General features: G+C 68.4%; 9 protein-coding genes and 1 tRNA gene. 1 reads left to right on the forward strand and 9 read right to left on the reverse strand.

Annotated features, from left to right (window positions below; genetic code table 11):
• Positions 1-330 precede the first annotated feature (330 nt).
• Positions 331-666 carry a DUF6344 domain-containing protein gene (locus ABT127_RS15405; protein WP_351449300.1) on the forward strand — a complete coding sequence of 112 codons (336 nt, stop codon included), beginning with the start codon at positions 331-333 and terminating at the stop codon, positions 664-666.
• Positions 667-1327: 661 nt separating this feature from the next.
• Here ABT127_RS15405 and ABT127_RS15410 read toward each other — a convergent pair.
• From ABT127_RS15410 to dnaA, 9 genes are all read right to left on the reverse strand, one after another.
• Positions 1328-1401, reverse strand: a tRNA-Ile gene (locus ABT127_RS15410).
• Positions 1402-1521: 120 nt separating this feature from the next.
• A complete protein-coding gene (locus tag ABT127_RS15415) occupies positions 1522-2214 on the reverse strand; it encodes a DUF3566 domain-containing protein (protein WP_351449303.1) in 693 nt (230 codons plus the stop codon).
• An 18-nt stretch (positions 2215-2232) separates the two neighbouring features.
• Complete coding sequence (gyrA, locus tag ABT127_RS15420) at positions 2233-4854, reverse strand: DNA gyrase subunit A (protein WP_351449306.1); 2622 nt, start codon at positions 4852-4854, stop codon at positions 2233-2235.
• A gap of 42 nt (positions 4855-4896) precedes the next feature.
• Positions 4897-6969, reverse strand: coding sequence for a DNA topoisomerase (ATP-hydrolyzing) subunit B (gyrB, locus tag ABT127_RS15425; RefSeq protein WP_351449309.1), 2073 nt, complete (start codon positions 6967-6969; stop codon positions 4897-4899).
• A 275-nt stretch (positions 6970-7244) separates the two neighbouring features.
• Positions 7245-7787 (reverse strand): DciA family protein, encoded by a 543-nt coding sequence (locus tag ABT127_RS15430; protein ID WP_351449311.1) that lies wholly within the window; start codon positions 7785-7787, stop codon positions 7245-7247.
• Positions 7784-8908: a DNA replication/repair protein RecF gene (gene recF / locus ABT127_RS15435; protein ID WP_351449314.1), complete on the reverse strand. Its 1125-nt coding sequence runs from the start codon at positions 8906-8908 to the stop codon at positions 7784-7786. Before recF ends, ABT127_RS15430 begins: the two co-directional genes overlap by 4 nt.
• Before the next feature lie 69 nt (positions 8909-8977).
• Positions 8978-9853, reverse strand: coding sequence for a phosphogluconate dehydrogenase (NAD(+)-dependent, decarboxylating) (gene gnd / locus ABT127_RS15440; protein ID WP_351449316.1), 876 nt, complete (start codon positions 9851-9853; stop codon positions 8978-8980).
• A 167-nt stretch (positions 9854-10020) separates the two neighbouring features.
• Complete coding sequence (gene dnaN, locus ABT127_RS15445; protein ID WP_351449319.1) at positions 10021-11151, reverse strand: DNA polymerase III subunit beta; 1131 nt, start codon at positions 11149-11151, stop codon at positions 10021-10023.
• 913 nt (positions 11152-12064) lie between these two features.
• Positions 12065-14122: a chromosomal replication initiator protein DnaA gene (gene dnaA, locus ABT127_RS15450; protein ID WP_351449321.1), complete on the reverse strand. Its 2058-nt coding sequence runs from the start codon at positions 14120-14122 to the stop codon at positions 12065-12067.
• Positions 14123-14458: the final 336 nt, after the last annotated feature.

Raw genomic sequence — 14458 nt, forward strand, 5'->3', positions numbered from 1 at the left:
ACCTCGTCTTTCCTTGACGTAGGGGACCTCTGGCGCCCGACTATACACACCGACCGATACCGATCGGTGACCTGGATCCGCCTCAACTCCCGCCCGCGCCACAGCAGTCGAATCGGAGCATCGGGCTCCAGGTCCCCGCGGCTGTCTCATTCCCGGACTGTGAGATTCGCTGCTTTTCAGTACTCATGGCCGCCCTTGCCCCTGCTTGCGGCCATCCGAGTGGTGTTCATCTGAAGATCGACGCGCCACGAGGGTCGGTCCCACCGTCGAGGCCCTGCGTACACATCATGAGGAAAGTACGCAAATCGCCCAACCTGAAAGTGAGGGGCCATGACCAAGAACAAGGTCATGACGCTGTGGACCATCGTCATCTCTGCCTTCATCGCGCTCTTCTCGGCGCTCGGTCTCGTCTCCCCGGCCGCCGCGGCCGCTCCCGTCCAGCAGACGGAGGAGGCGCACCGGACCGTCGAGGCCGACGCCCCCGCCGCCACGGCGTCGTATCCCTTCTGGGCCTTCAAGAGGTCCCTGCCACCGACGATGAAGCAGCGCATCCGCGCCGAGGCCCACGGTTCCTCCCCCAGCTGCCGCCACCAGCCGCCGGCCGACTCCGAGCAGTCCGAGAGCGACACGGATCTGGCGAACGAAGCACTCGCGGGGCAGCTGTAGCCCGTACGGCACGGCACGCTCCATCAGTGAGCAGCGACGGCAGACGCGCACGCGCGGCACCCGCTGCGGCAGGAACAGCAGGCTCGAAGAACAGCGCACCACAAGCAGCACAGAACATTTGCAGTACGCGGTAAGCACAGCAGCAAGCGGCCCGTGCAAGAAGCACGGAACACCTGTGGCAGGCCGTACACGCAACAGGTAGTACCGGCGGCACACAGGACGCACAGCAGGTAGTTGCTGGCAGAACGTAGGACGCGCAACAGGTAGTCACCGGCAGCACGCAGTACGCACGACAGTCACAAAGAGCAGTACGCACACGGGACGACGTCGCGGCACCGCGCACAGCGGCACGCCCACGCTCCCGCCGAGAACCACCGGCCGGCCCATCCCTGCGTGGCCCCGGACAATCCCAGAACGGCACGACCACCCACCAGGCCCCAGCCAGCACATCCGGCTGAGAGGGCCCTTCAGGCATGTCCTGAAGCGGTGTGGCGGGATCGGCGCTCCGCGGCGACCCGCTCTCGATGGCCGGCCCCCTGAAGACCGGAAGACCATGACGGTCCGCCTTGCTGGGCACACCCGCGGGCCCCTGCTCGCCTTCCTGAAGATGCACGGACGCCAAAGACCCCCAGCCGATTCCGACTGGGGGTCTTTGTGCTTGTGGGGCTAACAGGATTTGAACCTGTGGCCTCATCCTTATCAGGGATGCGCTCTAACCAACTGAGCTATAGCCCCGCCGCGCTCTGCGGTGTGTGTCCCGCGCGCTGACTCCTGAAGATTAGCGCACTGGAGGGCCAGTCCCAAAATCGATAGTCCTGGCCCGCCCACCAGCAGGTCTTCAGACCTCCACGGTGCTCACTCGTCCTCGGCGAGCGTGAGCTCGATGCCGCCGACGAAGCCCGCGGAGAGGTTGTAGATGAACGCGCCGAGCGTGGCGAGAGCCGTCGCCAGGACGACGTCGATGACGGCGATGACCGTCGTGAACATCAGCACGCGCGGGAGCGACAGGAACGACTGGAGGTCGAAGCCGTTGCTCTCGTTCGAGCCCGTGGCCTCGGAGATCGTGCCGCCGACCGTGGAGAAGACGCCCATGGCGTCCATGACCATCCACAGCACGGCGGCCGCGATGATGGTGCAGATGCCGAGCGCGATGGACAGCAGGAAGCTGACCTTCATCACCGACCACGGGTCGGCCTTGGCCACGCGCAGGCGGGCCTTGCGGGTGCGCGGAGTGGTGCGCGCCCCGGTCCGCGGCCTGCGCACCGATCCGCCCGCCGGTGCGTTCTGATACGCCTGGGGCGGGTGGTACGGCCCGGACGGCTGCTGCGACTGCTGCCGCTCGCCGGGCAGTGCCCCACCGCCACCGGCGGCGTACTGCTGGGTCTGCGGACCTCGGGTGTCCGTCACAGTTCCCCCCTGGGATCCATGAGACTCGTGCGCGTTCGCCGAGCCGCTCGAGTCCTTGACGTCGCGAGCGGAGCCACGGCCGCTCTCCGATTCCGTACCGGTGGATGTCCCGGTAGAGCCTGCGCCCGTGGCTCCGCTCACGATGACTCTCTCCTCGCGCTACTCGGCCGAGGACTGCTCGCCCTCGTCCGTTCCGACAGCCGTCTCGCCCTGGGCCGATTCGTCGGTCTCGGCGCCGTCCACCAGCTCGACAGCTCCGTCGACTTCCTCGGCCTCGCGGCCGGCCTCGGCATTACGAGCGATGCCGACGACGGCATCGCGCTTGCCCAGGTTGATCAGTTGGACGCCCATGGTGTCACGGCCCGTCTCCCTGACCTCGTTGACTCGCGTACGAATCACACCGCCGGACAGCGTGATGGCGAGGATCTCGTCGGTCTCCTCGACCACCAGCGCGCCGACCAGCGAACCACGGTCCTCCACGATCTTGGCGGCCTTGATGCCGAGGCCACCGCGACCCTGGACGCGGTACTCGTCGACGTTGGTCCGCTTTGCGTACCCACCGTCGGTGGCGGTGAACACGAACGTACCCGGCCGGACGACATTCATCGAGAGCAGTTCGTCGCCCTCGCGGAAACTCATGCCCTTCACACCGGAGGTGGCGCGGCCCATCGGGCGCAGTGCGTCGTCCGTCGCGGTGAACCGGATGGACTGCGCCTTCTTGCTGATGAGCAGCAGGTCGTCCTCGGCGGAGACCAGCTCGGCGCCGATCAGCTCGTCGTCCGAACCGTCCGCCGCCTCGCGGAGGTTGATCGCGATGACACCGCCGGAACGAGGCGAGTCGTAGTCCTTCAGGGGCGTCTTCTTCACCAGGCCGGCCTTGGTGGCGAGCACCAGGTAGGGCGCGGCGTCGTAGTCGCGGATCGCGAGGATCTCGGCGATCGCCTCGTCCGGCTGGAAGGCCAGCAGGTTCGCCACGTGCTGTCCGCGCGCGTCGCGGCCGGCGTCCGGAAGCTCGTACGCCTTCGCGCGGTAGACGCGTCCCTTGTTGGTGAAGAAGAGCAGCCAGTGGTGCGTCGTGGACACGAAGAAGTGGTCGACGATGTCGTCTTCCTTGAGCTTCGTGCCCCGCACGCCCTTGCCGCCGCGCTTCTGCGAGCGGTAGTCGTCCGTCTTGGTCCGCTTGACGTAACCGCCGCGCGAGATCGTGACGACGATGTCCTCTTCGGCGATGAGGTCCTCGATGGACATGTCGCCCTCGAAGGGGACCAGCTTGGAGCGCCGGTCGTCGCCGAACTTGTCGACGATCGCCTGCAGCTCCTCGCTGATGATCTGGCGCTGCCGCTCGGGCGAGGCCAGGATCGCGTTGTACTCGTTGATCTTCGCCTGGAGTTCGTCGTGCTCGGCGACGATCTTCTGGCGCTCCAGGGCGGCGAGCCGGCGCAGCTGCATCTCGAGGATGGCGTTGGCCTGGATCTCGTCGATCTGGAGGAGGCCCATGAGGCCCTCTCGCGCGATCTCCACGGTGTCGCTGCGCCGGATGAGGGCGATGACCTCGTCGATGGCGTCCAGGGCCTTCAGGAGGCCGCGCAGGATGTGCGCGCGCTCCTCGGCCTTGCGCAGCCGGAACTTCGTCCGGCGGACGATGACCTCGATCTGGTGCGTCACCCAGTGGCGGATGAACGCGTCCAGGGAGAGGGTGCGCGGCACGCCGTCGACGAGCGCCAGCATGTTGGCGCCGAAGTTCGTCTGCAGGTCGGTGTGCTTGTACAGGTTGTTGAGGACGACCTTGGCGACCGCGTCGCGCTTGAGGACGATGACGAGGCGCTGGCCCGTACGGGACGACGTCTCGTCGCGGACGTCGGCGATGCCGCCGATCTTGCCGTCCTTGACGAGGTCGGCGATCTTCTGGGCGAGGTTGTCCGGGTTGACCTGGTAGGGCAGCTCGGTGACCACCAGGCACTGGCGGTTCTGGATCTCCTCGACCTCGACGACCGCGCGCATCGTGATGGAGCCGCGGCCGGTGCGGTACGCCTCCTCGATGCCCTTGCGGCCCACCACGAGGGCGCCCGTCGGGAAGTCGGGGCCCTTGATGCGCTCGACGAGAGCGTCCAGGAGCTCCTCGTGCGAGGCCTCCGGGTTCTCCAGGTACCACTGGGCGCCGGCCGCGACCTCGCGCAGGTTGTGCGGCGGGATGTTGGTGGCCATGCCGACCGCGATACCGGCCGAGCCGTTGATCAGCAGGTTCGGGAAGCGGGACGGCAGGACGGTCGGCTCCTGGGAGCGGCCGTCGTAGTTGTCCGTGAAGTCGACGGTGTCCTCGTCGATGTCCCGGACCATCTCCATGGACAGCGGCGCCATCTTGCACTCGGTGTAGCGCATGGCGGCCGCCGGGTCGTTGCCCGGGGAGCCGAAGTTTCCGTTGGAGTCCACCAGCGGCATGCGCATCGACCACGGCTGGGCGAGGCGCACCAGGGCGTCGTAGATCGAGGAGTCGCCGTGCGGGTGGTAGTTACCCATGACGTCACCGACGACGCGGGCACACTTGTAGAAGCCCTTCTCGGGCCGGTAGCCGCCGTCGTACATGGCGTACAGGACGCGGCGGTGGACGGGCTTGAGGCCGTCCCGTACGTCGGGCAGCGCGCGGGACACGATGACGGACATCGCGTAGTCGAGGTAGGAGCGCTGCATCTCCGTCTCGAGCCCGACGGGCTCGATGCGCATCGCGACGGCGCTGCCGTCCTCGTTGTCGGCAGGCGGCGTGGGGGTGTTCTCGTCGGCCATTGCTGGTGAAGATCCTTTCTGCGGCGGTCAGCTGAGACCGACTCAGATGTCGAGGAAGCGGACGTCCTTGGCGTTGCGCTGGATGAACGAACGGCGAGCCTCGACGTCCTCACCCATGAGGACCGAGAACAGGTCGTCGGCCTGGGCGGCGTCGTCGAGCGTGACCTGGCCGAGGACGCGGTGCTCCTGGTCCATGGTCGTGATGCGCAGCTCCTCGGCGTTCATCTCACCGAGACCCTTGAAGCGCTGGACCGAGTCGTCCCGGGTGCGCTTGCCGGCCTGGCGGCCCAGCTCCAGGAGAGCGTCGCGCTCGCGGTCCGAGTACGCGTACTCGAAGTCGTCCCGGCCCCACTTGATCTTGTAGAGCGGGGGCCGCGACAGGAAGACGTGGCCCGCCTCGACCAGCGGCCGCATGAAGCGGAACAGGAACGTCAGCAGCAGGGTGTTGATGTGCTGGCCGTCGACGTCGGCGTCCGCCATCAGAATGATCTTGTGATAGCGGAGCTTCTCGATGTCGAAGTCCTCGTGGACTCCGGTGCCGAAGGCGGAGATCAGTGCCTGGATCTCCTGGTTCTGCAGGATCTTGTCGATCCGCGCCTTCTCGACGTTGAGGATCTTGCCTCGGATCGGGAGGATCGCCTGGTACTGCGGATTACGGCCGGACTTGGCCGAACCGCCGGCGGAGTCACCCTCGACGATGAAGATCTCGCACTTGGTGGGGTCGTTCGACTGGCAGTCGGAGAGCTTGCCCGGCAGGGACGCGGACTCCAGCAGGCCCTTGCGGCGCGTCAGGTCGCGCGCCTTGCGGGCCGCCACGCGCGCGGTGGCCGCCTGGATGGACTTGCGGATGATGTCCGACGCCTCGACCGGGTTCCGGTCCAGCCAGTCCGTGAGGTGCTCGTGCACGACCTTCTGCACGAAGGTCTTCGCCTCCGTGTTGCCCAGCTTGGTCTTGGTCTGGCCCTCGAACTGCGGCTCGCCCAGCTTCACCGAGATGATCGCGGTCAGACCCTCGCGGATGTCGTCACCCGTGAGGTTGTCGTCCTTCTCGCGCAGCAGCTTCTTGTCGCGCGCGTACCGGTTGATGAGACCGGTCAGCGCGGCGCGGAAGCCCTCCTCGTGGGTGCCACCCTCGTGCGTGTGGATCGTGTTGGCGAAGGAGTAGACGCCCTCGCTGTAACTGCTGTTCCACTGCATGGCGACCTCGACGGACAGGAGCCGCTCCTTGTCCTCGGCCTCCAGGTCGATCACCGAGTCGTGGACGACCTCGCCCTTGCGGGAGTTGAGGTACTTCACGAAGTCGACGATGCCGCCCTCGTAGTGGTACGTCACCGTGCGCGGCTCGAACGCCGTGTCGTCGCCCGCCTCCGAGGCGTCCGCACCGGCGGTGGCCTTGGCCGACTCGCGCTCGTCCGTGAGCTTGATCGTCAGGCCCTTGTTGAGGAAGGCCATCTCCTGGAAGCGCCGCGACAGCGTCTCGAAGGAGTAGTCGGTGGTCTCGAAGATGTCGCCGTCGGCCCAGAAGGTGACCGAGGTGCCGGTCTCCTCGGTGGCCTCGTGCTTCGCCAAGGGCGCGGTCGGCACACCCGCCTTGTAGTCCTGCGTCCAGCGGTGGCCGTCGGTCCTGATCTCGACGGAGACCTTCGTGGACAGCGCGTTCACCACGGAGACGCCGACGCCGTGCAGACCGCCGGAGACGGCGTAACCGCCGCCGCCGAACTTGCCGCCCGCGTGCAGGACGGTCAGCACGACCTCGACGGCCGGCTTCCCCTCGGAGGGGATGATGCCGACGGGGATGCCGCGGCCGTTGTCGATGACGCGGACGCCGCCGTCGGGCAGGATCGTCACGTCGATCGTGTCCGCGTGGCCGGCAAGCGCCTCGTCGACGGAGTTGTCCACAACCTCCTGCACCATGTGGTGCAGGCCACGCTCACCGGTCGAGCCGATGTACATGCCGGGTCGCTTGCGGACCGCGTCCAGCCCTTCGAGGACGGTGATCGCGCTGGCGTCGTAGGAGGCTTCTGTGGCCCCTACGTGCGCCTCGGCGTCGGTGGACGGGATGTTCTCGTTGGGGTTGCCGGAATCGGCCACGAAGCGCCCTTTCTGGCACAGCACAAGCCAAGCTCCCGGTTGGTGGCCGGAGCGGCTGCGGCGTGTTGGTTCGGTAGGCCCTAGTCAGCGTTGCTCAGTGCGTCCCACAAGTGGGGCGGGATTGCTCTCCAGTGTACCGGTAGCGCCGACAGTGATGGGGGTTTGCCGGTACCTGAGTCCGCACGTGCCGCCCTCAACCGGTCTCGGCCGACTCCCCCTATGTGGAAAGGGGCTCCAAGAGGCTCACAGCGGCACTCAGCGCTTCGAGGTGTCAACCAGCAGCTACCGTGACCGCGCTCTCACCCGTAGGTGGAGTCGTGACCGGTGCTTCCGGGGGCGCGCAGGGGGCCGTAGCGGCGGGGTCCGCCGCCGGGATTCTTGATGTCGATGCGGCGCACGGTGCCGTGCCCGAGGTCCTCGTTCAGGCGTCTGACCAGCTGCGGAGCCAGCATGCGGACCTGTGTCGCCCAGGCCGTCGAGTCGCACTGCACCACCAGGACGCGCTCGTCCTCGTCGTACTTCTGCGGCACGCAGTGTTTGGCGAGATCCTCACCCACGATCTGCGGCCAGCGGCCCATCACTCCGCCGACGGCGGCCGGCGCTTCCCAGCCACGCTCGGTGATCAGCCGGTTGATGGCGGCGCCGAGCCCCATCGGGTCCCGCCCGTCGGCGCGCGCACCGGAGCGCAGTCCGCCCCCGCGCCGTGCCTGCTTCTTCTGCTGCGCCGAGGCACCACGCGCGCGTGCCGCCTCCTTCGCCGCGCGCAGCGCCACGCGCGCGAGGTCGACGCCGGACGGCTCGGGCCCGCCTTCGGGCTGCTGCTTCGGCTCGTCGCCGCTCACAGCCGCTCCACGGTGCCCTCGGAGACCGCGTAACGGGTGCCGGTCAGTACGCCGGGTACGTCATCGTCGACCGCGGCCGTCACCAGGACCTGCTCGCCGGGCGCGACGAGCTCCGCCAGGCGCTCGCGGCGGCGGGCGTCCAGCTCGGCGAAGACGTCGTCGAGGACGAGCACCGGCTCGTTCCCCTCGGCGCGGAGCAGGTCGTACGAGGCCAGGCGCAGCGCCAACGCGTACGACCAGGACTCGCCGTGGCTCGCGTACCCCTTGGCGGGGAGCTGGCCCAGCTTGAGCAGCAGTTCGTCCCGGTGCGGTCCTACGAGCGTGACGCCCCGCTCGATCTCCTGCTTGCGCGCACCTTCCAGAGCGGCGAGCAGCTGCTCGTACAGCTCCTCGCGCGCGTGGCCGACGATGTCGGGCGAGGACGGCTTGTACTCCAGGGCCACCGGTCCGCCGCCGGGGGCCAGCTGCTCGTACGCCTTGTCGGCGAGCGGCTGCAGCGTCGCGATCAGGTCGAGCCGCTGGGCGAGAAGCTCCGCGCCCACGCGCGCGAGGTGCTGGTCCCACACGTCGAGCGTGGACAGGTCCATGGTGCGGCCGCCGTGGCGGCGGGCGAGGGCCGCGGACTTCAGGAGCGTGTTGCGCTGCTTGAGCACGCGGTCGTAGTCGGAGCGGACCCCGGCCATGCGCGGCGAGCGGGCGGTGATCAGCTCGTCGAGGAAGCGGCGGCGCTCTCCGGGGTCGCCCTTGATGAGCGCGAGATCCTCGGGGGCGAACAGCACCGTGCGGACGATGCCCAGCACGTCACGCGGCCTGACCTGCGAGGACCTGTTGATACGGGCGCGGTTGGCCTTGCCGGGATTGAGTTCGAGCTCGACCAGCTGCTGGCGCTCGCCCTGGCGCACCTGGGCCCTGATGACGGCACGCTCGGCTCCCATGCGCACCAGAGGCGCGTCGGAGGAGACGCGGTGGCTGCCCAGGGAGGCCAGATAGCCGACGGCCTCGACGAGATTCGTCTTGCCCTGGCCGTTGGGGCCCACGAACGCGGTGACGCCCGGGTCGAGAGCGACCTCGGCCCGGGCGTACGAGCGGAAGTCGGCCAGTGACAGATGCGTGACGTGCATGGTCGTGGGCCGACCTCCCCCAACGTTTCTCACAGCGGTTGTCCACCGCTGTGGATGGCTTCTGAACTGCTACTTCTTCTCGACGGCGTGCCCGCCGAACTGGTTGCGCAGGGCCGCGATCATCTTCATCTGCGGCGAATCGTCCTGCCGCGAGGCGAAGCGGGCGAAGAGCGACGCGGTGATCGCGGGCAGCGGCACGGCGTTGTCGATGGCGGCCTCGACCGTCCAGCGGCCCTCGCCGGAGTCCTGCGCGAAACCGCGCAGCTTGTCCAGGTGCTCGTCCTCGTCCAGGGCGTTGACCGCCAGGTCGAGCAGCCAGGAACGGATGACCGTGCCCTCCTGCCAGGAGCGGAAGACCTCGCGGACGTCGGTCACCGAGTCCACGGCCTCAAGCAGCTCCCAGCCCTCGGCATAGGCCTGCATCATGGCGTACTCGATGCCGTTGTGGACCATCTTCGCGAAGTGGCCCGCGCCGACCTTGCCCGCGTGCACGGAGCCGAAGTCACCCTCGGGCTTGAGGGCGTCGAAGATCGGCTGGACCTTGGCCACGTCCTCGGCGGAGCCGCCGTACATCAGCGCGTAGCCGTTCTCCAGGCCCCACACACCGCCGGAGACACCGCAGTCGACGAAGCCGATGTTCTTGATGCCGAGCTCGACCGCGTGCTTCTCGTCGTCCGTCCAGCGCGAATTGCCGCCGTCGACGACGACGTCGCCCGGCTCCAGCAGCTCGGCCAGCTCGTCGACGGTGGACTGGGTCGCCGCACCGGCGGGGACCATCACCCACACCACGCGCGGGCCCTTGAGACGGCCCACGAGTTCTTCGAGGCTGTGGACGTCCGCGAGGTCCGGATTGCGGTCGTAGCCGATGACGGTGTGGCCTGCGCGGCGGATGCGCTCGCGCATGTTGCCGCCCATCTTGCCGAGGCCGACGAGACCGAGCTCCATCAGTGGTTCCTTACGTTGCGACGGGGCGTGAGGGGGGTGGAGCGGTACGGGCACGCACGCGTGCGTGCCGTCTCGTACCCGCGTCCGAGCCTAAACCCGGACGCTCCCGCCCACCTGTGGGCATAGCCGCTCCGGTGAACCCGGCAGCGGCCCGCCCCTCGGTGGCCTCAGCCCGACAGCCGCACCGGCATGATCAGGTACTTGTACGCGTCGTCCGCCTCGGCGTCCACGGCCAGCTTGCCGGAGAGCAGCGCGGGCTTGGTGGACGTCGTGAACGACAGCTGGGCGACCGGGGAGTCGATCGCGCTCAGGCCGTCCAGCAGGAACGTCGGGTTGAAGGCGATGGAGATGTCGTCGCCGTCCAGCTGGGCGTCGACCCTTTCCACAGCCTGTGCGTCGTCGCTGGAGCCGGCCTCCAGGATGAGCACACCCTGCTCGAAGCTGAGCCGCACCGGAGTGTTGCGCTCGGCGACCAGGGCCACGCGCTTGACGGCCTCCACGAAGGGGGCGGTCTCGATGACGGCGACCGAGTTGAACTCCGTCGGGAACAGCGTGCGGTACTTCGGGAGGTCGCCCTCCAGGAGGCGGGTGGTCGTGCGACGGCCCGCGCCCTCGAAACCGATGAGGCCCTCGCCCGCACCCGAGCCGGACAGCGCCAGGGTGACCGTGTCGCCGCTCGTGAGCGCCTTGGCGGTGTCCAGGAGCGTCTTGGCGGGCACCAGGGCGACGGCGGACGCCTCGGAGTCCTCCGGCTTCCACTGGAACTCACGGACGGCGAAGCGGTAGCGGTCGGTGGACGCCAGCGTCACCGTGTCGCCCTCGATCTCGATGCGCACACCGGTGAGGACGGGCAGCGTGTCGTCGCGGCCGGCGGCGATGGCAACCTGCTGGGCGGCGGAGGCGAAGACGTCGCCCGGGACGGTGCCCGTCGCGGTCGGCATCTGCGGCAGCGCCGGGTACTCCTCCACAGGCAGCGTGTGGAGTGTGAATCGCGAGGAGCCGCAGACCACGGTCGCCCGTACACCGTCTGTGGAGATCTCCACCGGACGGTTGGGCAGGGCGCGGCAGATGTCGGCGAGGAGGCGGCCGGAGACGAGCACCGTGCCCTCTTCGTCGATCTCCGCGTCCACGGAGACGCGTGCCGAGACCTCGTAGTCGAAGCTCGACAGGCTGAGCGCGCCCTCCTCGGCCTTCAGCAGAAGGCCCGCGAGGACGGGCGCAGGCGGTCGTGCCGGAAGGCTGCGCGCCGCCCAGGCCACCGCCTCCGCGAGTACGTCGCGTTCCACCCGGATCTTCACTTAAGCCGCCTCCTGCTGTTGCTGGCTGCTCTCGCCCTGCATCGGTCTTCGGTCTTCGTCGGCTGACGTTGGTGTCGCTCGGCCCACAGCTGGGGAGAACACCGGGGACCAGTCTGACGCACCGCACTGACAGCTGGTGCCTCCCTCGGTCAAGTCGTGCCGAGGCGCGGTCGAGGTGCCGAGAGCGAGTTGTGCACAGCCCCGTCTTCGAAACGAATTCCCAGCTCTCTCTAGTTGGGAGTAGTAGTAGGGGCTGTGGAAACCGTGGAAAACCTCTTTTTCGCAGGTCAGAGGCGGTTTTTTGTCCACTGCGCCTGTGGGCCGAGGCCGTGGACAACCGGGCACTTCTGTGGACGGGCGAAAGTTCTGCACACCCGATGCACAGGCTGAGGCGACTTCTCCCCAGCGCCGTCCCCAGCTTTACCCGCGTTCCCCACAGCCCAACCGACCCCCTTGGTGTGACGCCTTTCACTCGCGACGGTGAGGAGGCGCGTCGCGTTGCCGAACAGTGGACAGCCGTGTGGAGAAGCTCCGGATCACTGTGCACAACAGCTGGCATCCTGTGGGTCGACGGTGGACAACGACGTGCACACCCTGTGGACGAAAAATCTGTCCACAGGGTGTGGAGATCTTTTGTCCACCAATCCACAACCCTCTGACCTGGCCTGATGGACTGTCACGCCCTTGCGCTGTGGACACCGTCTGGACAACTTTCCGGTCCCCAGGGTGTGGACCGAAGAAATCCGGCACATCTGTGGAGAACGCCCGTAACTCGCCGCGGAATCGAACACCGACCCCGTTCCGGCGACCGCGTCGCATCCACAGAGCCACGCCGCAGGCACGCGAAAGGGCGCCCCGGAAGCCGTTCCGGAGCGCCCTTCAGGGACGTACGAGAGCCGTGAGCGGCCCGCGCTCAGCCGTTCTTGATGCGGTTGGTCAGCTCGGTGACCTGGTTGTAGATGGAGCGCCGCTCGGCCATCAGCGCGCGGATCTTGCGGTCGGCGTGCATCACGGTCGTGTGGTCACGGCCGCCGAACTGCGCGCCGATCTTGGGCAGGGACAGGTCGGTCAGCTCCCGGCAGAGGTACATCGCGATCTGGCGGGCCGTCACGAGCACGCGGCTGCGCGAGGATCCGCAGAGGTCCTCCACCGTGAGCCCGAAGTAGTCCGCGGTCGCCGCCATGATGGCCGGCGCGGTGATCTCCGGGGAGGCGTCCTCGCCGCCGGGGATCAGGTCCTTCAGGACGATCTCCGTGAGGCCGAGGTCCACCGGCTGCCGGTTGAGCGAGGCGAACGCCGTGACGCGGATCAACGCCCCTTCCAGCTCGCGGATGTTCCGCGAGATGCGGGACGCGATGAACTCCAGGACCTCCGGCGGCGCGTTGAGCTGCTCCTGCACCGCCTTCTTGCGGAGGATCGCGATACGGGTCTCCAGCTCGGGCGGCTGGACGTCCGTGATCAGGCCCCACTCGAAACGGTTCCGCAGCCGGTCCTCCAGGGTCACCAGCTGCTTGGGCGGCCGGTCGCTGGAGAGCACGATCTGCTTGTTCGCGTTGTGGAGGGTGTTGAAGGTGTGGAAGAACTCCTCCTGCGTCGACTCCTTGTCCGCGAGGAACTGGATGTCGTCGACGAGCAGGATGTCCATCTCGCGGTACCGCTTGCGGAAGGAGTCGCCCTTGCCGTCGCGGATCGAGTTGATGAACTCGTTGGTGAACTCCTCGGAGCTCACGTACCGCACGCGCGTGCCCGGGTAGAGGCTGCGCGCGTAGTGACCGATCGCGTGCAGCAGGTGCGTCTTGCCGAGACCCGACTCCCCGTAGATGAAGAGCGGGTTGTACGCCTTGGCCGGTGCCTCGGCGACGGCGACCGCGGCCGCGTGCGCGAAGCGGTTCGACGCTCCGATGACGAACGTGTCGAAGAGGTACTTGGGGTTCAGGCGCGCGGTCGGCTCGCCGGGGCCCGTCGCGGGCGCCGGCTGCGCCGCCAGCGGACCCGGGGCACCCGACGGCACGCCGCGGCCCGGACCGCCGTCGTGCCCGGGGCGGCCGCCCATCGTGGGCTCCCCGCCGTCCCGCCGCGGCCGGCTCTCGCGCGGCGCCGCGTCGTAGCCGCCGCGCTCCTCATAAGGGGAGCGCTCTTCGTAGGAGGGGCGTTCCACCGGCTTCTGCTCGTACGGCGAGCGCTCCGGCTGCTGGTCGTAGCGGCCGCGCTCGGGCTCGTACCCCTGCGGCTCGTAGGGCGGGCGCTCCTGCTGCCGGTAGTCGTGCTGGGGCTGCTGCGGAGGCGTCGCGTACGGGTCGCGCTCGGGGAAGCCGAGGCGCTGCTGCTGCCACCCGTAGTCGTCCTGCTGCGGCCGGGGCCAGGCGCCGGGCTGGGGGCGCTGGTAGTCCGGGTAGGCGGGGCGGGCGGTCGGCAGCTGGTCCTCGCGCTCGCGCGGGGCCTGCGGCTGCTGGTCGCGCTGGTCGTTGCGCCCGGCGCCCTGGCCGCGGTCGTCCCTGCCCCGGCGCTCGTACGGGTCGTAGCCGTCGTAGGTGTCACGGCTGTCGTACGTGTCGCGGGCGTCCCGCGCATCACGGCTCTCGTACGGCTCGTGTCCCTGGCCGGACGCGGCGGGCTGCTCCGTGCCCTCGTAGCTCTCGTACTCCTCGTAGCGCTGCTGCTGGACCGGCGGGGCCGGAGGCGAGGGCGGCTCGCCCACGGAGTCGTCGACCGTGATCGCGATCCGGATGGGGCGACCGCACTCGCGGCTGAGGGTCTCGCTGACGACCGGCGCGAGCCGGCCCTCGAGTACGCCCTTCGCGAATTCGTTGGGCACTGCCAGCAGGGCCGTGTCGGCGACGAGGGCCAAGGGCTGGCAGCGCTTGATCCAGTGCTCGTCCTTCGTCTCGACGCCCTGCCCGCGGCCTTCCCCGAGGAGTTGCTCCAGAACTCGTGGCCACACTGCGGCAAGATCGGCAGGTACGTCAGCCACAGGGCACGCTCTCTCGCTGGTCCCACGAACGTGTGATTCCTGGGACGGGTTGGGTGGGGAGGCCGGAGCCGGATCGGGAAGGAAACCGGGTGGGGTGGTGAGAAGGGAACGAATCGGAGTTCAGCCACGGTAGTCAGCGCGACCGCTGCGGTTCAAGTTGTTGTCCCCAGCCTGTGGACAGTGTCTCCCGCGTGACGCTGGTTTGACCGGATGGCGTAGCCGCGCGTACCGTAACCAGGTCGAGTTGTCGATGGCTGCTGCCGCCTGCCTCCGATGGGCAAGGTCACGGTCCACGAGTTTCTTCAGCTTCTCTGTGGTCCGTCTAGCGGTGCACTC

This window comes from Streptomyces sp. NPDC001904 (genome assembly GCF_040297005.1).
In the GTDB taxonomy this organism is placed as follows: Bacteria; Actinomycetota; Actinomycetes; order Streptomycetales; family Streptomycetaceae; genus Streptomyces.